The organism is Streptomyces sp. NPDC040410 (genome assembly GCF_055595715.1).
Genome location: NZ_JBVIVK010000003.1, coordinates 124557 through 141815, shown reverse-complemented (window position 1 = coordinate 141815; position 17259 = coordinate 124557). Strand labels below are relative to the sequence as shown.

Annotated in this window: 15 protein-coding genes and 1 riboswitch; of the genes, 8 read left to right on the top strand and 7 right to left on the bottom strand. The window is 71.2% G+C overall.

Going from position 1 to position 17259, the window contains the following annotated elements; genetic code table 11:
* Positions 1–155 precede the first annotated feature (155 nt).
* Positions 156–1433 carry a hypothetical protein gene (locus ACZ562_RS07935; RefSeq protein WP_471175069.1) on the top strand — a complete coding sequence of 426 codons (1278 nt, stop codon included), beginning with the start codon at positions 156–158 and terminating at the stop codon, positions 1431–1433.
* 152 nt (positions 1434–1585) lie between these two features.
* Positions 1586–2116, top strand: coding sequence for a DoxX family protein (locus tag ACZ562_RS07930; protein ID WP_471175067.1), 531 nt, complete (start codon positions 1586–1588; stop codon positions 2114–2116).
* Between the two features lie 70 nt (positions 2117–2186).
* On the opposite strand, the gene ACZ562_RS07925 is transcribed toward ACZ562_RS07930, so the two are convergent.
* Both ACZ562_RS07925 and ACZ562_RS07920 read right to left on the bottom strand, forming a co-directional pair.
* Positions 2187–2432 (bottom strand): hypothetical protein, encoded by a 246-nt coding sequence (locus tag ACZ562_RS07925; protein WP_471175065.1) that lies wholly within the window; start codon positions 2430–2432, stop codon positions 2187–2189.
* A complete protein-coding gene (locus ACZ562_RS07920) occupies positions 2419–3822 on the bottom strand; it encodes a PspC domain-containing protein (RefSeq protein WP_471175064.1) in 1404 nt (467 codons plus the stop codon). Before ACZ562_RS07920 ends, ACZ562_RS07925 begins: the two co-directional genes overlap by 14 nt.
* A gap of 142 nt (positions 3823–3964) precedes the next feature.
* On the opposite strand from ACZ562_RS07920, the gene ACZ562_RS07915 reads away from it, so the two are divergent.
* Complete coding sequence (locus tag ACZ562_RS07915; RefSeq protein ID WP_471175062.1) at positions 3965–5293, top strand: ATP-binding protein; 1329 nt, start codon at positions 3965–3967, stop codon at positions 5291–5293.
* The gene (locus tag ACZ562_RS07910; protein WP_471175060.1) at positions 5290–6030 is read left to right on the top strand and encodes a LuxR C-terminal-related transcriptional regulator; all 741 of its coding nucleotides are present in this window, start codon (positions 5290–5292) and stop codon (positions 6028–6030) included. Before ACZ562_RS07915 ends, ACZ562_RS07910 begins: the two co-directional genes overlap by 4 nt.
* Positions 6031–6078: 48 nt before the next feature.
* Here ACZ562_RS07910 and ACZ562_RS07905 read toward each other — a convergent pair whose 3' ends face one another.
* Complete coding sequence (locus tag ACZ562_RS07905) at positions 6079–7140, bottom strand: C40 family peptidase (RefSeq protein WP_471175058.1); 1062 nt, start codon at positions 7138–7140, stop codon at positions 6079–6081.
* A gap of 397 nt (positions 7141–7537) precedes the next feature.
* Here ACZ562_RS07905 and ACZ562_RS07900 point away from each other — a divergent pair, with 397 nt between their 5' ends.
* On the top strand, positions 7538–7891 hold the full coding sequence (locus ACZ562_RS07900; RefSeq protein ID WP_471175056.1) for a hypothetical protein: 354 nt from the start codon (positions 7538–7540) through the stop codon (positions 7889–7891).
* Here the strand turns inward: ACZ562_RS07900 and ACZ562_RS07895 are convergent.
* Together ACZ562_RS07895 and ACZ562_RS07890 are read right to left on the bottom strand one after the other, a co-directional pair.
* Positions 7869–8870, bottom strand: a complete 1002-nt coding sequence (locus ACZ562_RS07895; protein ID WP_471175054.1) for a tellurite resistance/C4-dicarboxylate transporter family protein — start codon at positions 8868–8870, stop codon at positions 7869–7871. The two genes, ACZ562_RS07900 and ACZ562_RS07895, sit on opposite strands and share 23 nt — an antisense overlap.
* Positions 8871–8984: 114 nt before the next feature.
* Positions 8985–10178 carry a C40 family peptidase gene (locus ACZ562_RS07890; protein WP_471175052.1) on the bottom strand — a complete coding sequence of 398 codons (1194 nt, stop codon included), beginning with the start codon at positions 10176–10178 and terminating at the stop codon, positions 8985–8987.
* A gap of 8 nt (positions 10179–10186) precedes the next feature.
* Positions 10187–10359: riboswitch (cyclic di-AMP (ydaO/yuaA leader) on the bottom strand.
* A gap of 398 nt (positions 10360–10757) precedes the next feature.
* Between ACZ562_RS07890 and ACZ562_RS07885 the strand changes: the two genes are divergently transcribed.
* Together ACZ562_RS07885 and pcrA are read left to right on the top strand one after the other, a co-directional pair.
* Complete coding sequence (locus tag ACZ562_RS07885; RefSeq protein WP_471175050.1) at positions 10758–10970, top strand: hypothetical protein; 213 nt, start codon at positions 10758–10760, stop codon at positions 10968–10970.
* Positions 10971–11045: 75 nt separating this feature from the next.
* Entirely contained in the window at positions 11046–13529 is a 2484-nt protein-coding gene (pcrA, locus tag ACZ562_RS07880) for a DNA helicase PcrA (RefSeq protein ID WP_471175048.1), read from the top strand.
* 59 nt (positions 13530–13588) lie between these two features.
* Here the strand turns inward: pcrA and ACZ562_RS07875 are convergent, their stop codons facing one another.
* Both ACZ562_RS07875 and ACZ562_RS07870 read right to left on the bottom strand, forming a co-directional pair.
* Entirely contained in the window at positions 13589–15118 is a 1530-nt protein-coding gene (locus ACZ562_RS07875; protein ID WP_471175046.1) for a M23 family metallopeptidase, read from the bottom strand.
* Positions 15119–15400: 282 nt separating this feature from the next.
* Entirely contained in the window at positions 15401–16264 is an 864-nt protein-coding gene (locus ACZ562_RS07870; protein ID WP_471175044.1) for an esterase/lipase family protein, read from the bottom strand.
* 559 nt (positions 16265–16823) lie between these two features.
* Between ACZ562_RS07870 and ACZ562_RS07865 the strand changes: the two genes are divergently transcribed.
* Positions 16824–17240 (top strand): cobalamin B12-binding domain-containing protein, encoded by a 417-nt coding sequence (locus ACZ562_RS07865; RefSeq protein ID WP_471175042.1) that lies wholly within the window; start codon positions 16824–16826, stop codon positions 17238–17240.
* The last annotated feature ends 19 nt before the right edge of the window (positions 17241–17259 follow it).

Below are 17259 nucleotides of genomic sequence, written 5' to 3'. Positions count from 1 at the left end.
ACCGGCGCTGACCGGACCCGGCAAACACGGATGGTGTGCCATAGGGCACAATTCGCTGTCCACGGGGGCGTTGTTCGGGGAGTTGTTCACAGCACGGTGGCCGGACTCATCAAGGGCCGCCGATCATGAGATCGCGGGGAAGGCGGGCGTCGGGCGTGGCGGTGCAGGAGGCGAGACAGAGCGCGGACGCGGGCGCCCACGAGGGCGGCTGCACCTGCGGGGACTGCCCGCACGGGGCGCGAGCGGGGCACCGGCGGGCGATCGCCGAGTTCCTGCTGAAACGGGACGGCTTCGCGGCCGGGCAGGGGTTGCCGGCGGCGGTGGCCCACTCGGCCTCGGCCTCCCGGCAGTGGGTCTCGGAGGAACTCACACAGTCCGCCGAACTCGTCGCCGAGCGCGGCCGGGCCGAGGGCGAGACATGGCTGGCACGACTGTGGCGCCGTACGTTGTGCGCGGTGTGGTCGGCGGTCGTCCTGCTGCTCCTGGTGCAGTCGCTCACGGCGATCGGCGCGGGCTGGACGACGGCGCGCACGGCCGGACTGCTGGCGGCCCTGGCCGTGGCCGGCGCGCTGACTGCGGCCTCGTGGTTCCATCGCGCGCGAGGCGGCGCGGTAGCGCCCGTGATCGGCGAGGACAACCGACTGTCCACATCGCGTGCGGTGGCCGCGGCCTGGGTCCTGTTCGTCGCGTACGCCGTGCTCGTGCTGGCGGGGCGTCTCGCCGCGGCATCCGGACACGCGGAGCGCGACACGTTGATCTCCGGGCTCGAACTCGCCCGCGGCGCGGGCGTGGTGACCGTGCTCGCCGTGGTGTGCGGGATCGCGGTGCTGGTACGGCGGGTGGTCGGGCTGCGGGTGCTGGGGCAGCGGCTGCAGAAGGTACGCGCGGACCGGCCGCGAGCCGCCGACCTGCTGACCGACGACGCGGGCCGCGGGGCCTTCGCCGACATCCAGTATGTCGTGATCAGCGCCGTCGCCCTGCTGTTCGCGGCCGTACGGCTGGCCCGGCGGCCGGAGCAGCTGCCGGATCTGCCGTGGGGGCTGGCCGTGGTGGTGCTGGTGTCGGCGGCGACATACGTGGCCGGCAAGTATGCCGAGGGCGGCCGGCCGGTGATCCTCTCCGTGGTGCGGTCGAGGGAGGCCGGCGACCTGGACGCGCCGATCCGCACCGGCGACGACATCGAGATCCGCGGGGCGGGGTTCGTCCCGCCGGGCGCCCAGAGCGCCGACCGCCTGTCCCGAATGGTCGTACGCATCGGCACCGTTCACGTACATGTCCCGCTCGTGCCGGTGACCGGGGGCTTCAGCAACCCCACGGACGCGGTGCTGACCCTGCCGGTACCGGCGGACGTGGAGCCCGGGCGGGTGGACGTGCAGGTGGTCACGGCGGCCGGCGTCGAGACGAACCGGTACGCGATCGACGTGACCGACTGACCGACCGACCGCCTCCCGGCGCGGGCGCGAAGCGCGGAGCCGAAGCGGACCAAGCCGAAAAACCCGCCCGGACAGGATTGAGCGGAGCCTCTCCGTCGTACGTATCGTTTTGCGGGGGGTCACGGCACGGCGGCGAGAGGCGGCTGGGAACGATGACTCATGGCATTCGTACGGACACGCACGCTTCCCATCTGGACGGCCGCCGGGACTGGCGGGACACCGCATCCCGCTACGCCCTGCTCCCGCTCCGCATCTTCCTCGGCGTCACCTTCACCTACGCGGGCCTGGACAAACTCACCGACAGCGCCTTCATGAAGAGCTCCGGCGCCGGTTCGATCGGCGAGACGATGCGCGGGGTCCGTGACTCCTCGGCCATCCCGGCCCTGGTCGACCTGGCGCTGAAGAGCCCCGTCGGCTTCGGCTATGCCATCGCCTTCGGTGAGCTCGCCGTCGGCATCGGCACGTTGATCGGCCTGCTCGCCCGCCTGGCCGCGCTCGGCGGTGCGCTGATCTCCCTGAGCCTGTGGCTGACGGTCAGCTGGGCCTCCGACCCTTACTACTTCGGCAACGACCTGCCCTACCTGATGTCCTGGATCCCCCTCATCCTCACGGGCGCCTCTCTGTTCTCCGTGGACGCCGCACTGCGTAACCGACGACGGCAGCGCGCGGGAGGCTACCGGTAGTTCCGCTGCCGGCGCGCGCTGATTCGGTGGCTGCTGCCGGTGGCGGGTGCGGTGCCGTCCGAGGCGAGGCTCAGCCTCTCGCGTTCGGCTGAGCCTCCGCGGCGCCGCAAGTACGACCCGACCCGCGGCGTCGGCGTATGCCCCGGGTCAGGACTCCGACCACGCCCGCGAGGCAGAGGCCGCCCGTGACGAGGGGGATCACCACGAACCAGGGGGTGTCCCACAGGCCGCCCGCGTCACCGGCGTAGATGCCGCCCGCGAGGGTGAGGAAGACACCGGCGACCAGCTTCCCGGGCTGGAACTCATGACGCAGCACGGCTCACCTCCGCCTGCCCGAGGCCCACCCGGATGTCCACGTCGAGCGTGCCCTTGCTCCTGGCACCCGAGGCCGGCGCCAGGGTCACCTCCTTGTACCTGCCGGGCTTCACGTCCACGTCCTTCTCCTTGTCGCCCGGCAACTGGATGTCGCCCACCCTCACGTCGATGTGCAGCTTCACCGTCATGTCCGGCGGCACGATCACTCTCGCCCGGCCGACACCCACCTCGACCTCCGACTCCACCGTCTGCCCCTTCGCCGGGTTCAGCCGGGTCAGATCCAGGGTGCCGACACCGGTGCCGAGGTCGTACTTCCGCTGGACGTCGGCCACAGCGGCCGGCCGCCAGGTGGTACGCACCCAGTCGGTGCCGATGTTCTTGGGCAGCGCCGCCGAACCGGCGAGCAGGGCCGCCGTGATGATCGCCAGGAACACCGACCCCGCCCCCGTACGCCCCAGGAACGCGCTGACCGCGATGCCCAGGCCGAAGACGGCGAGCGCGCAGGCCAGGCCGGTCTGCAGGCTGGTGCCGAGCGCGTGGTCGTGCCACGTCAGGCCCGTGCCCAGGCCGCCCGCGAGCAGGGCCAGCAGGAAGACCCAGCCGCCGATCCAGCGCGCGCCGCGCTGCTTCGGCGGCCGGGCGGGCGGGGTGCGTTTGTCCCAGCGGCCGCTTCCGTAGCCGCCGAGGCCGATACTGACGGCCGCCGCGATGTCGCGGTCCCGGGAGTCCCTCGGGCCCCACAGATAGCCCGTCCGCCCGTCGTGTGTGCCGTCCTTGACGATGGTGTCGCGCCACCACGACGGATACGCGGCGGGAACGGGCGGCGCCTGGGCCTCGGGCGGGGCGTCGGCGGCGGCCTGCGCGGCCAGCGGGTCGGGGTCGGGAGCGCCGCGCTGCCGCGACCAGTACCCGGCGCCCGCGAGCAGAACGGAGAGGACGACGGCGAAGGCCAGCACCCCGCCGTTGCTCAGCATCGTCAGGAACACTCCGCAGCCGACCAGCGCGAACAGCACCGCCGCCAGGGCCTGTCCGTCGACGCGGCCGGTCAGCAGCTTGCGCACCTCGTTCTGCTCCTCGTCGTCGTACGGGACGAGGAGCCAGGCGAACCCGTAGAAGATGAGACCGATGCCGCCGGTCGCGGCGAGCACGGCGAGCGTGATCCGGAAGATCACCGGGTCCATGTCGCACTGGCGCCCGAGCCCGGCGCACACCCCGGCGAGCGTCTTGTGCCGGCGGTCGCGCCGGAACTTGTGGGGCGGCTCGGCCACACCGGTCTCGCCGGACACCGGGTCCGCGGCGGGCGCGGCATCCTGCGGCCCGCCGCCCGGGGCTGCCGGGTGCGGGCCGGAGCCGGGTCCCGGACCCGTCGCGGCGTGCTGGTGCTCTGTCATGTGTCCATGGTGACGGGCGCATCGCCGCCGCGGCAGTCGGAATGACCCTGGTCGGACCCTGATATCGCCCTGAGCCGGCGCCGGTGAGGTGTTCGACGGGGCCGCCGTGCGAAGATCCGGGGAGTCTCCGGGGTCGACCCTGATGCTCCGGGCCCCCGGCCGTGTGAACATCGATGACATGCCGGAAGCCGCAGCAGCGCTACTCGTCGAACCGCGGCCGCCGCGCAAGCTCTACCGCAGCAGTGACGGACGCTGGCTCGGTGGCGTGGCGCGGGGGCTCGCCGGGCATCTCGGGCTGCCCGTGATCTGGGTGCGGCTCGTCTTCGTCGGCCTGTTCCTGGCGGACGGCCTCGGCGCACTGCTGTATGCCGCGTTCTGGTTCTTCGTACCGCTCGGCGTGGGCGGCGTCGGCGACCACCGGTTCCCGTCCCTGGTCACCGCGGAGACCTCACCCGACGGCCGCCGCAGACTCGTGGCCCGCAAGCCGGACAAGGGCCAGATCGTGGCCCTGCTCCTCATGGTCGTCGTGGCCATGGTCTTCGTCAGCAGCGTCAATCTGGGCAGTGGCGCCAAGGCGTACCTCCTGCCGGCCGTCCTCGTCGGCGCGGGCGTCGCCCTGGTCTGGCGCCAGGCCGACAACGCACGCCGGGCCCGCTGGGCCGAGGTCGGCCGCCGCCGTCGCACGGTGACCCTGCTCAGGTCCGTGGGCGGCGTGCTGCTGGTGGCGGCGGGCGTCTCCGGCATCTTCGTCCTGCAGGGCTCCGCCGCCCATCTCGGCTCGGTCCTCCAGGCCGCCCTCGCGGTCCTCGTCGGTATAACGCTCCTCGCCGGCCCCTACCTGGTGCGCATGACCCAGGACCTCTCCGAGGAGCGCCTGATGCGCATCCGCGCCCAGGAGCGGGCGGAGGTCGCCGCCCATGTCCACGACTCGGTGCTGCACACCCTGACCCTGATCCAGCGGAACGCGGAGAACGCCGCGGAGGTGCGCCGCCTCGCCCGCGCCCAGGAACGTGACCTGCGCACCTGGCTCTACAAGCCGGAGGGCACCGGCAAGGACGAGGCCGACGAACCCACGAGCGTCGCCGACGCCGTGCGCCGCAACGCCGCCGAGGTCGAGGACAAGCACGGCGTCCCCATAGAGGTCGTCGTCGTAGGGGACTGCCCGCTCGACGAGAGAATCGGTGCACAGATGCAGGCCGGGCGTGAGGCGATGGTGAACGCCGCCAAGTACGGTGGCGAGGGCGGCGCCGTACAGGTCTACGCCGAAGTCGAGGAGAGGACGGTCTTCGTGTCCGTGCGCGACCGCGGTCCCGGCTTCGACCTCGACTCGATACCCGCCGACCGCATGGGCGTCAGAGAATCGATCATCGGCCGCATGGAGCGCAACGGCGGCACGGCGCGGCTGCGCGCGGTGCCCGGTGGCGGCACGGAGGTCGAGCTGGAGATGGAGAGGGCGGAGAAGACGTCATGAGCGACCCGACCGAGGCAAACGGTACGGCGGGAGCGGCGGAGGCCGAACCCGTTCAGGCCGCAGACGGCGGCGCCGAGCGTCACGTGCGCGTGGTCCTCGTCGACGACCACCGCATGTTCCGTACGGGAGTCCAGGCCGAGATCGGACAGACCGAGCAGACCGGCGTCGAGGTCGTCGGCGAGGCGGCGGACGTCGACCAGGCGGTCACGGTCATCACCGCGACCCGGCCCGAGGTGGTCCTCCTGGACGTCCACCTCCCGGGCGGCGGCGGTGTCGAAGTGCTGCGCCGCTGCGCCCCGTTGATGGCCGACGCCGAGCAGCCCGTCCGCTTCCTCGCCCTGTCCGTCTCGGACGCGGCGGAGGACGTCATCGGCGTGATCCGCGGCGGCGCGCGAGGTTATGTGACGAAGACGATCACGGGCAGGGACCTGGTCGACTCGATCTTCCGTGTCCAGGACGGCGACGCCGTCTTCTCCCCACGTCTGGCCGGCTTCGTCCTCGACGCCTTCGCCTCCACGGACGCCCCGCCGGTCGACGAGGACCTGGACCGCCTCACGCAGCGCGAGCGCGAGGTACTGCGGCTCATCGCCCGGGGTTACGCCTACAAGGAGATCGCCAAGCAGCTCTTCATCTCGGTGAAGACGGTCGAGTCCCACGTCTCCGCGGTCCTGAGGAAGCTCCAGCTGTCCAACCGGCACGAGCTGACACGCTGGGCGACGGCGCGGCGGCTGGTGTGAGCCACGGGCGGTGAGGGTCCCGTCGGCCGCCGCGTCGCCGGGAACCCCTCAGGCCACCCGCGTCGCTCCCGCGAACGGCATCTGGCTGATCGGTGCGACCCGCACCGGGGCTGACGGGTTCGGAGCGTGGATCATCTGTCCGTCGCCCACATAGATGCCGACGTGACTGATGCCGGAGTAGAAGAACACCAGGTCCCCCGGGAGCAGTTCGGAGCGGGAGACCCGGCGGCCGGCGTCGATCTGCGCGTAGGTCGTGCGGGGAAGGGAGAGGCCCGCGGAGCGGTACGCGGCCTGGACCAGGCCCGAGCAGTCGAAGGCGTCCGGGCCGGTCGCGCCCCACACATAGGGGCTGCCGAGCTTCTGGTACGCGTACGCGACGGCCGCCGCCGCACGGGAGTTCGGCGCCTGGGCCGCGGCGGAACCGGGCGCCTGGAGGCCGTCCCGCACACCCGTCGTGGAACGCGAGGCGCGGCCCGAGCCGTCCGCGAACCTCGTGCGCTCGTCGGCGGACAGCCGGGACAGCAACTGCCGGGCGGCGCCCAGCTTCCCGGTGATCGTGTTCTTGTACCGTTTCAGCTCCGACTGACGCGACTTGAGCGAGGTCAGCTCGATGTGGGCCGCCCCGCGCAGCTGCTCGATCTCCCTCAGCTGCGTGCGGACGCGGGAGACGGCGGCGGTCTGCCGGCTGCCCGCGCGTTCGACGAACTCGGCGCCGTCGAGGTACCGGTCGGGGTCGTCGGAGAGCACGAGCTGCAGCGAGGGGTCGAGGCCCCCGTCGCGGTACTGGGCGGACGCGATCGAACCCAGCGCGTCCCGTGCGGAGTTGAGGTTGTCCGTCTTGCGTGCCGCCTCGTCCCGCAGGGTCCTCAGCCGCGCCTCGGCCGCCTCCGCCTTCTCCTGCGCGCCGTTGTACTTCTCGGTGGCGGCCTCCGCCTCCTGGTACAGCCTGTCCACCTTCGCCCTGACCTGCGCGGGCGTCGGATTCGGCGCGGCGTGTCCGATCCCGTCGAAGCCCGTCGCCGTCGCCGCGCCCGCCAGGGCGATCGTCGCCGCCGTACGGGCCGTATTGCCGCCGGCCGGCCGCTGACGGGGCTTGCGGTGCGCTGCCACGTGGACTGCACGTCCTTTCGTACGACCGCCTCGTGCGTACGAACGCCAAGCGGAGCGGACGTACGGCCGCCCAGGGGCGGTTTTACGCGTCCGGCGACGGCCCGCACAGGGGGAGCGGTCCGCCGCCGGACCTTCTCGGCGGTGGTGGCCGACTGCCGCCCCTGGCCCGGGCGGCGGTGGGGAGCCGGTCACCTGGGGGAGGACGCTAGGCCTCATTGTGTCGGTGCGGTAACGCGTTGTGCAGAAGTGCCGGGTGCCGACCGAGGCGCGACCGTATGTGACCGTGATCCCCTTCCCCCACCGGCGACTTCACGCTGCGTGATGACCGATGTGACGATTCCGGACGTCCCGGGGGCGCCGGAGTGCTACGGGTCGCCCCTGATTAGGCTCCGGCCTCATGGACGTACTCATCCATCTCTTCGTCGGCCTGCACATCATCGGCATCGCCTCGCTCCTCGGCGGCTTCCTCACCCAGATGAAGGCGATGGGTCGGGGCACCGCCCGTTTCGTCCCGGCGATGCTGCACGGCGCGCTGACGATGCTGGTCACCGGCGTGATCCTGGTCGGCCTCAACCAGGCCGACGACCAGTCCGTCAACAACGTCAAGATCGGCGTGAAGCTGGCCCTGCTGATCGTCATCCTCGGCCTCGTCTATGTGAAGCGGGACGACGAGAGTGTGGACAAGCGCCTGTTCGGCCTGGTGGGCCTGCTGACCACGGCGAACATCTTCATCGCGGTGCTGTGGACCTGAGGTCCCCGGGCGCGGCCTTCAGGGCTGCGCGGACGTCCGCCACCGCCCCCGCGGCGACGGCCAGCCACACCGCCACCGAGATCCACAGCAGCACCTCCCCCGGCACATCGAGCCACGAGACGTCGAGCGCGGCGGCGACCGACAGCGTCGCGGTGGCCGTCAGCCCCATCGGGAACACGGTCGCCCACCGCAGTGCGTCGTAGCGCAGCCGGGGCCGGCCCAGCTCGGCGGCGAGCAGTACGGCGTACCAGGCGAGGTCGAGCACCAGCAGTGCGCCGGTCACCGCACGCAGGACGCCGTTGTCGTCGACGTTCCACAGGTACAGGCTCGCGCTGTCGGCGGCGACCAGCGTCGCTCCGGCGAGCGCCGAGATGGCGAGCGCACCGCCGGCCACCCAGTGGTCCCCGGCACCCCCGGTCACCTGCCGCGGGTCGAAACAGGCCAGCGCGAGGCCGTAGAGCGCGAGCCCGAGCCCGAACAGGACGAGCGCCGCGTGCGCGAGCCAGGCCGACTCCTCGGCCGCGGCGAGCGTGGCGGCGAGGACGGCGAGACCCTGTGTGGCCACGCAGCCCAGGAACACCGTCCCCGGCATACGGCGCTCCCAGTTCCGTACGGCGAGGACGAGCGGCCCCGGCCACACCAGCACGGCCAGTGCCAGCAGCGTCTCGGCCAGGACCTGCCGGCCCAGGGCGGAGAAACGGGTGCCGAGCACGGCGGTCGCGGCGACGGCCGTGAGCGCGCCCGGTGCCGCCTCCGCAACCCGTCTCCCACGGTCCCGCAGCAGCCGTACGACGAAGTCGGCGGCCAGCCCCAGCCAGGCGGCGCAGGCCACCGCCAGCGCGATGCGGGACAGGACCTCGTACCCCGTCAGGTGCAGACCGACCGACATGATGCCGGTCGCCAGCGCGGCGGCACCGGCCGCCGGCGGACGCTGCGCCCACCAGGCGCGGAAGGGGGAGCGGGAGGAGGTGCCGGCCATGGGGCGATGCTAAGGAGCGCCGCGCGCGTCGAGGGCGGGGCACGCGCGCGGGCGCTCCGAAAAACGCGCGGGCGCAGGGCAAGGGGACTGGGTGTGCGTCCGCGCCTGGGGCCGTCAGGCCGGGCGTACCAGGCTGTGGATCGCCGACTCGCCGTCGTAGTAGATGGACTCCTCGCGGACGTACGCGCCGGGCTTCGGGGCGTGGATCATCATGCCGTTGCCGATGTAGATGCCGACGTGGCTGATGTCGTCGTAGAAGAAGACCAGGTCACCGGGCTGGGCGTTGGAGAGGGAGACCGTGGTGCCCGCGTTGACCTGGTCGTAGGTGGTGCGGGGGAGGGTGACGCCGGCGGCCTTCCAGGCGGCCTGGGTCAGGCCGGAGCAGTCGTAGGAGTCGGGGCCGGTGGCGCCCCATACGTAGGGCTTGCCTATCTGGGCACGGGCGAAGGCCAGGGCCTTCTCGGCCTTGGTGGCGTACGAGGAGTCGGACGAGGAGTCGGACGAGGAGTCGGACGACGAATCGGAGGAGGACGAGCCCGACGAACTGCTCTCCTGCTGGGCCGCCTCCTGCTGGGCCGCCTCCTCCGCCGCCTTCTGCTCGGCCGCCTGCTGCTGCGCGAGCTCCGCGGCCTTGCGCGCGGCCTCCTGCTGCTTCTTCTCCTCGATCGCCGCGAGCCGCGCCTTCTCCTCCGCCGTCAGCTTCGACAGCAGCTCGCGCGCGTCGGAGAGCTTCTTCTGGACGGTGGCCTTGGCCGTCTTCAGGTCGCCCTGCGACTCGGTGAGCGTCTCGAGGCTCTGGGCGGCCTCCTGACGCTTCTTCATCGTCGCGGACTGCTCCGAGACGTAGTCGTCGACCGCGCCCTTCTGGCGGCTGGTCAGCCGGCCCATCAGCTGGGTCTGGTCGAAGTAGTCCTGCGGGGAGTCGGCGAGCAGGAAGGTCGCGGTGTCCGGCGCGGAGGCGCCGGTCCGGTACTGGGCCGCGGCGAAGGAACCCAGCTCCTCCCGCGCCTCGTTGAGCTTCTGGGTGCGCTTGGCCACGTCGTCGAGCAGGGTGTCGACGTGCTTGCGCTGCTTCGCGGTCTTCTCCTTGGCCGCGTTGTACTTCTCGGTCGCCGACTCCGCCTGGCGGTACAGGTCATCGACCTTCTTCTCGACCTCTTCGAGGCTCGGCTTGTCGTCGGCCGAGGGAGCGGCGTTGGCCGCCTGGGACAGCAGGGCCACGGAGGTGAGGGCCGCCGTTGCGAGGGCGGGGGTCCGTATACCTGCTACGCGCGTACCTGCGGGACGCGGCTTGCGGTGCGACGCCAAGGGAGGCGACTCCTTCCAACGTTCCGCCTACCGAGTTAGCTGTCGGGTTCGGGCGGGTGGTTCGGAAGGGTTGCCCTACGGCCTTTCCCCGAAAGGGAGTTGGGCCGATTCACCCCAAGGTCGGTGTGGGTCCCCGGCTCCGGCTGCCCCGGGGGCGCACCGGACTCGGCGGAGGCCGCGCGGCCCGGCGACGTTCGCCGGTGGGGGTCGTACGGCCTGCCGGGCACGGTAGCCAACTCGTGGGGCGCCTGTGAAGGTTGCTGGGTGATATGCCCGATACATTTTCGTGACCTTGGCCCAGGGTGCCGCTGACGGTGGTCAATCGGGGGTGATCTACGGCGACTTGTACGTATTTTTACCGGAGTGACGATGTCCCTCCGCTTCTGGCGGCCCGGCGTGCATCGGGCTCACGTCCGCGGTCACGCTCTTCGCCACCGGTCGCGACGGCGTTGGCGGCGGTCGAGTCGAACCCGTACGCCGTGCTCGCCCCTCCCGACGGCCGCAAGATCGTCGCTTACGCGGCCGGCAAGGACCTCGTCGTCGTAGCGCCCCTTGGCAAGGCCAGTTCCCTTATCGGTCTTGTACGTAGGCCGGCTCTTCGCCGGTCAGGTGACCAAGGTCTCGTACGGCAGGCGCACGAGCGTGAGGCTCCCGTTCCCGGCGGGCGTGGCCGTCGACCCGTGGGACGGCAAGGTCCGCGTCGCCGCCTGGTCGGTCGCGGACCGTGACGGGACGGTCCTGGAGGGCGAGAAGACGCCCGGCGGCCGGATCGGAAAGCTCCTCGGCTTCTGAAACCGGACCCTGGGACGGGTGATGTTCTCAGGGCGGCGGCGGGGTGTCACCGGCGCCCCCTAGACTCGGAGAGCGATGAGCAGCCTCTTTGACGACAGCTTCCTGGCGGATCTCCGGGCCCCCCGGGCCCACGAGGAAGAACACCCGCCGCCGCCCGAGGACGATCACGTACCGGAGCCGGTTCCGGACGATCTGTTCGGCGGGAAGTTCGACGTGCCGCCGGACCGGGACGGGTACTACCGCGACGGCGCCCCGCGCCCCGCGGTGGACCCGGCCGCACTGCTGGAAGGGCTGAACGAGAACCAGCGCGCGGCGGTCGTCCACTTGGGCACCCCGCTCCTCATCGTGGCCGGCGCCGGCTCCGGCAAGACCCGCGTGCTCACCCACCGCATCGCGTACCTTCTCGGCGAGCGGAACGTCCACCCCGGCCAGATCCTCGCGATCACCTTCACCAACAAGGCCGCCGGCGAGATGAAGGAGCGCGTCGAGCAGCTCGTCGGCCCGCGCGCGAACGCGATGTGGGTGATGACCTTCCACAGCGCGTGCGTGCGCATCCTGCGCCGTGAGAGCAAGAAACTCGGCTTCACCTCGTCCTTCTCGATCTACGACGCCGCAGACTCCAAGCGCCTGATGGCCCTGGTCTGCCGTGACCTGGACCTCGACCCCAAGCGCTACCCGCCGAAGTCCTTCAGCGCCAAGATCTCCAACCTGAAGAACGAGCTGATCGACGAGGAGGACTTCGCCGCCCAGGCCACCGACGGCTTCGAGAAGACCCTCGCCCAGGCCTACGCCCTGTACCAGTCGCGGCTGCGCGAGGCCAACGCCCTCGACTTCGACGACCTGATCATGACGACGGTCAACCTGCTGCGCGCCTTCCCGGACGTCGCCGAGCACTACCGCCGCCGCTTCCGGCACGTTCTCGTCGACGAGTACCAGGACACCAACCACGCCCAGTACGCCCTCGTCCGGGAACTCGTCGGCACCGCCGAGCACCCCGTCGACGTACCGCCCAGCGAGTACGACGTCCCGCCCGCCGAACTGTGCGTCGTGGGCGACGCCGACCAGTCGATCTACGCCTTCCGCGGGGCGACGATCCGCAACATCCTCCAGTTCGAGGAGGACTACCCGGACGCGACGACGATCCTGCTCGAACAGAACTACCGCTCCACCCAGACGATCCTGAGCGCGGCCAACGCCGTCATCGAACGCAACGAGTCCCGCCGCCCGAAGAACCTGTGGACCAACGCGGGCTCGGGCGCGCGCATCACCGGCTACGTCGCGGACACCGAGCACGACGAGGCGCAGTTCGTCGCCGACGAGATAGACCGTCTCACGGACGCGGGTGACGCGAAGGCCGGCGACGTCGCCGTCTTCTACCGCACCAACGCCCAGTCCCGTGTCTTCGAAGAGGTCTTCATCCGCGTCGGCCTGCCCTACAAGGTCGTCGGCGGCGTCCGCTTCTACGAGCGCAAGGAGGTCCGGGACGTCCTGGCCTACCTGCGGGTGCTGGCCAACCCGGAGGACTCGGTCCCGCTGCGCCGCATCCTCAACGTGCCCAAGCGGGGCATCGGCGACCGCGCGGAGGCGATGATCGACGCCCTCGCCCAGCGCGAGAAGATCAGCTTCCCGCAGGCGCTGCGGCGCGTGGACGAGGCGTACGGCATGGCCGCGCGCTCCACCAACGCCGTCAAGCGGTTCAACACGCTGATGGAGGACCTCCGCACGATCGTCGAGTCCGGCGCGGGGCCGGCGACCGTCCTGGAGGCCGTCCTCGAGCGCACCGGCTACCTCGCCGAGTTGCAGGCGTCGACCGACCCGCAGGACGAGACCCGGATCGAGAACCTCCAGGAACTCGCCGCCGTCGCCCTGGAGTTCGAGCAGGAGCGCGGGGAGGGCGAGTCGGTGGCCCTGTCCGACTTCCTGGAGCAGGTGGCCCTGGTCGCCGACTCCGACCAGATCCCCGACGAGGACGAGGACGGCTCCGGCGTCATCACCCTGATGACCCTGCACACCGCCAAGGGCCTGGAGTTCCCGGTCGTCTTCCTGACCGGCATGGAGGACGGCGTCTTCCCGCACATGCGTGCCCTCGGCCAGACCAAGGAGCTTGAGGAGGAGCGGCGCCTGGCGTACGTCGGCATCACGCGCGCGCGTGAACGGCTGTACCTGACCCGGTCGTCGCTGCGGAGTGCTTGGGGACAGCCGTCGTACAACCCGCCGTCGCGCTTCCTGGAAGAGATCCCGGCGCAGCACGTGGACTGGAAGCGCACCGGTGCCACGGCACCCACGTCGTCCGGTCCGGCATCAGGCGTGGCGGCCTCGCTGTCGTCGTCCCGCTCCCGCTCCTCGGCGTCGGGCGCCTCCGGTTTCGCCACGCGCAGGGCCTCGGAGAAGCCGGTCGTCTCGCTTTCCGTCGGGGACCGGGTGACGCACGACCAGTTCGGGCTCGGGACGGTCGTGGCGGTGAAGGGCACGGGTGCCAACGCCGAGGCGACGATCGACTTCGGGGACACCAAGCCGAAGCGGCTGCTGCTGCGCTACGCGCCGGTGGAGAAGCTGTAGCTCTCATGCGGTGAGCCCCCGCCGGAGGGCGGGGGCTCACAAAGAGTCGTCCACGTCGCTCACGCTGGGTCGAGGCCGTGGCTGCGCAGCCACGGGAGCGGGTCTATCGCCGAGCCGCCACCCGGCCGTACCTCGAAGTGCAGGTGCGGGCCGGTCGAGTTGCCGGAGTTCCCGGAGTAGGCGATCGGGTCGCCGGCCTTGACCGTCGTGCCGGAGGCGACCCGGTAGGTGGAGAGGTGGCAGTACCAGGTCTCCGTGCCGTCCTTGGCGGTCACGATCATCATGTTGCCGTACGCGCTGTTCCACTCCGTACGGACGGTGCCGTCGGTCGCGGCCATCACGGTCGTGCCGTAGGAGACAGGGAAGTCGATGCCGGTGTGCACGGACATCCAGTTGATGCCGGCCTGGCCGTAGTAGGCGCTGAGCCCGTGCCGGGCCACCGGCAGCGCGTACTTCGGGCGCAACCGCTCCTTGCGTGCGGCCTCCGCAGCAGCCCTCTTCTTCTCGGCCAGCTGTTGGGCCTTGAGGTCGATACGTTCCTGAGTACGGCTGGCCCGGTCGGCGAAGTCGTCGGCGCCCGCGGAGAGGCTCTCGAGCTGGGTGTCCAGCTTGTTGTTCGCGGCGGACGGCTTCACCGCGGTCGCGTCGGACCCGGCGGCGGAGGTGTCCTTGCCGTCATCGGTCAGCGTGCCGACGGAGGCGGCGGCGATCCCGGCGACGCCCATGACGCACGCCGAGGGCACGGCCACCGTCAGGAACGCCGAGCGCTTGGGGGGCGTACGGCGGCGGGAGCGGGCCGCGCGGGCGGCGGCACGGGTGGCCGGGGCCGGAGCGGACTCCTCCTGGTCGTCGAGGAGCGGGGAGACGGCGGGCATCTCACCGGTGGCGCTCAACTCGTCGCCGTCAGGGGCGTGTTCGGTGTGGGAGACCTGCTCGAAGGTCTCGGTCGCCGACTGGTCGAAGGCGGCCGTTTCCTGCTGCTCGAAGGTTTCGGCGTGCTGACCGTAGTCGCCCGTCGTCTGCGTCGCGTCACCGATGGCGCCGTCTGTGTTCCACTGCGTGGCGTCGTAGGCGCCGGTGTCGAAGGCCTGCGTGCCCCATTCCCACTGCTGGGTCTGGTCGGCCGGGCCGGCGGACGGGTCGGGCTGGAGCCAGGCGCTCGCGTCCCACTGGCCGCTGACGTCGTGGCCGGTGGCCTGCGGCGGGATGCCGGGGAACTGCTGGTGGCCGGTGGTCCAGGCGGTGGAGTCGTACGCTCCGGTGTCGTAGGCGGCGTGGTGCTGGGCCGCGTACGCGTCGTAGTTCAGGGCCTGGTGACTGCCCGTGGTCCATGCCGTCGTGTCGTACGCGGCGGTGCCGTGGCCGTCCGACGGGAGGTTGCCGAAGAGGGGGTCGGTCTCGAAGGTCGTGGTGGCGTGGCCGGCTGTGTCGAAACCGGCGGTGGCGAAACCGTCGGCGGAGTAGCTGCCGTACGTGGTGAAGTCGCCGTACTGGGCTTCCTGTCCGCCGTAGGACGCGTACTGCGCCGGGGCGGCGTCGGAGGCCGGAGCCGGGGTGTGCATGGTCCCCGGCGGGTGACGGTCGTTCACCAACTTCTCTTTCGCCTCGACAACAGGGGCTGCCAGAGCAGTGCGGTGACTGTACCCGGCGGTTCGCGGGCACGACAATCTTCGCCAGGTTTCGTGCGAGCAGGAAACGGGCATTCGGCCGTGTTTCGGGGATCACGGACGCGAGTTTGGCTCTATGTTCGATGAGTGTTCGACGCTGATCGGCCGCCCAGCCCGGGATGAACCGTGACGGGTCCGTTACGTTCTGTTACGCCCCTCGTGGTTCACGCGCCGTTCGCGGGCGCTGGACCGCCGCCACGGCCGTCACGCCACCGTCAGGCCGCCCGCGTGGGTGCCCGCCTCGGCCTCGGTCCACGCCAGGTCGAGGGCCTGCCGTATCCCCGTCGCCACCGCCGGGTGCACGGGCAGGGCGAGGTGTCCGACCCCGCTCACCCGGACGTTCTGCCCCAGCAGGTCGGGATGCTCGATGCAGGCGGCCTCCAGCGGGTCCATCAGGTGGTCGAGGTCGCTCCAGAAGCTGACGAAGTGCGTACGGCAGCCAGGGGCCGGCAGGGCCAGCTCTTCGATCAGCTCCGAGCCGGGGCGCATCTGGCGCACGATCGGGTGCGCGTTCGCCAGCGGCGCCACCTTCGTTCCGGAGTGCGGTGTACCGAGCGTCACCAGCGTCCGCACCCGGAGGTCTCCGCCCAGGCGCTGGGCGTAGTAGCGCGCGATCAACCCGCCGAGGCTGTGGCCCACGATGTCGACCTGGCTGTTTCCCGTGCGCTCGCAGATCTCCTCTATGTGGCGCCCGAGCAGCTCCGCCGCGGTGCGGATGTCGCAGGTCAGCGGTGAGTAGTTGAGTGACTCGACCTGCTGCCTGCCGTGCTGGGCGAGGCTGCGGCGCAGCAGGACGAAGACCGAGCGGTTGTCTATGAAGCCGTGCAGCAGGACGACCGGTGGCTTGGCCTCCGTGGGCAGCTGTGCCGCGCCGTCCGGTGAGGGGAGCGGCGCCGGACCCCGGCGCTCCTGGATGATGCCGGAGGGATAGAGCAGGAGGTGGCCGGCGAGGATCGCGATCTCCAGGGCGGTCGCCTTCAGGAGGGCCAGGGAAAGACCCGCCAGCTTGGTGGGGAAAAGGCGCTGGCAGAGCGGAAGAAAAGGCAACGCTGCCTTGGTGACCTTCATGGCCGACCTCCTGTCGGCACGCTGGGGGACGGCTCTGTCCCCCGTGTGCCCTCATGGGAAGTCGCGCCGAGGGCGATCGACGATGCGCGAGCGGGGCATGCGGGGTGAGTGCGGCCTGTGGCGCGTCGTGCTCGTGGTGCGCCACTGACGTGGGCGAGGCTCCCTGCCGGTGTGGCGACGAGGCTCCCCGCTGTCGTGCCTTACCTGCCCTACGTGCCCTTCGTGCCATCGTCGAAGCGCCGCTCCGCCACGTCGCGCGGTGTGCGGCGCGGTGGCGCGGCGACCTCGTTGCGGCTCCCGTTGCGCGTGTTCCCGCTGTGGCATGTGTGCCGCAGACGCCTGTGACCAATGTGCCACAGGCGTCTGCGTCGCGCGTGTCGCAGAGACTCGGAACGGTGCGCTGCCGATGTGTCCCATCGTGTGATTTCCCCCTCGGTATGCGCCGCGAAACTGCCGGTTGCGGGATGCTGGCGATAACGTTCGTTCACTCTTCCCGGCCGGTTTGCGTACCGCGGTACCCGTCGGTAGGGATGAAGGCAGTCGGTTCATGGAGGCAGTGATGGGTGTGGCAGCCGGTCCGATCCGCGTGGTGGTGGCCAAGCCAGGGCTCGACGGCCACGATCGCGGCGCGAAGGTGATCGCGCGGGCGCTGCGCGACGCCGGTATGGAGGTCATCTACACCGGGCTTCACCAGACCCCCGAGCAGATCGTCGACACCGCGATCCAGGAGGACGCCGACGCGATCGGCCTCTCCATCCTCTCGGGCGCCCACAACACGCTTTTCGCGGCGGTGATCGAGCTGCTCCGGGAACGGGACGCGGAGGACATCCTGGTCTTCGGCGGCGGGATCATCCCCGAGGCGGACATCGCTCCGCTGAAGGAGAAGGGCGTCGCGGAGATCTTCACGCCCGGTGCGACCACGGCGTCGATCGTGGAGTGGGTGCGCGCGAACGTACGGCAGCCTGCCGGGGCGTAGGGCCTCCGGCGGTGAGCCG

Coding starts and splice junctions, on each gene's coding strand:
- ACZ562_RS07915 (WP_471175062.1), top strand. CDS start 3,965: ATGCTCCGGGCCCCCGGCCGTGTGAACATCGATGACATGCCGGAAGCC.
- ACZ562_RS07910 (WP_471175060.1), top strand. CDS start 5,290: ATGAGCGACCCGACCGAGGCAAACGGTACGGCGGGAGCGGCGGAGGCC.
- ACZ562_RS07895 (WP_471175054.1), bottom strand. CDS start 8,870: ATGGCCGGCACCTCCTCCCGCTCCCCCTTCCGCGCCTGGTGGGCGCAG.
- ACZ562_RS07930 (WP_471175067.1), top strand. CDS start 1,586: ATGACTCATGGCATTCGTACGGACACGCACGCTTCCCATCTGGACGGC.
- ACZ562_RS07900 (WP_471175056.1), top strand. CDS start 7,538: ATGGACGTACTCATCCATCTCTTCGTCGGCCTGCACATCATCGGCATC.
- ACZ562_RS07870 (WP_471175044.1), bottom strand. CDS start 16,264: ATGAAGGTCACCAAGGCAGCGTTGCCTTTTCTTCCGCTCTGCCAGCGC.
- ACZ562_RS07920 (WP_471175064.1), bottom strand. CDS start 3,822: ATGACAGAGCACCAGCACGCCGCGACGGGTCCGGGACCCGGCTCCGGC.
- ACZ562_RS07865 (WP_471175042.1), top strand. CDS start 16,824: ATGGGTGTGGCAGCCGGTCCGATCCGCGTGGTGGTGGCCAAGCCAGGG.
- pcrA (WP_471175048.1), top strand. CDS start 11,046: ATGAGCAGCCTCTTTGACGACAGCTTCCTGGCGGATCTCCGGGCCCCC.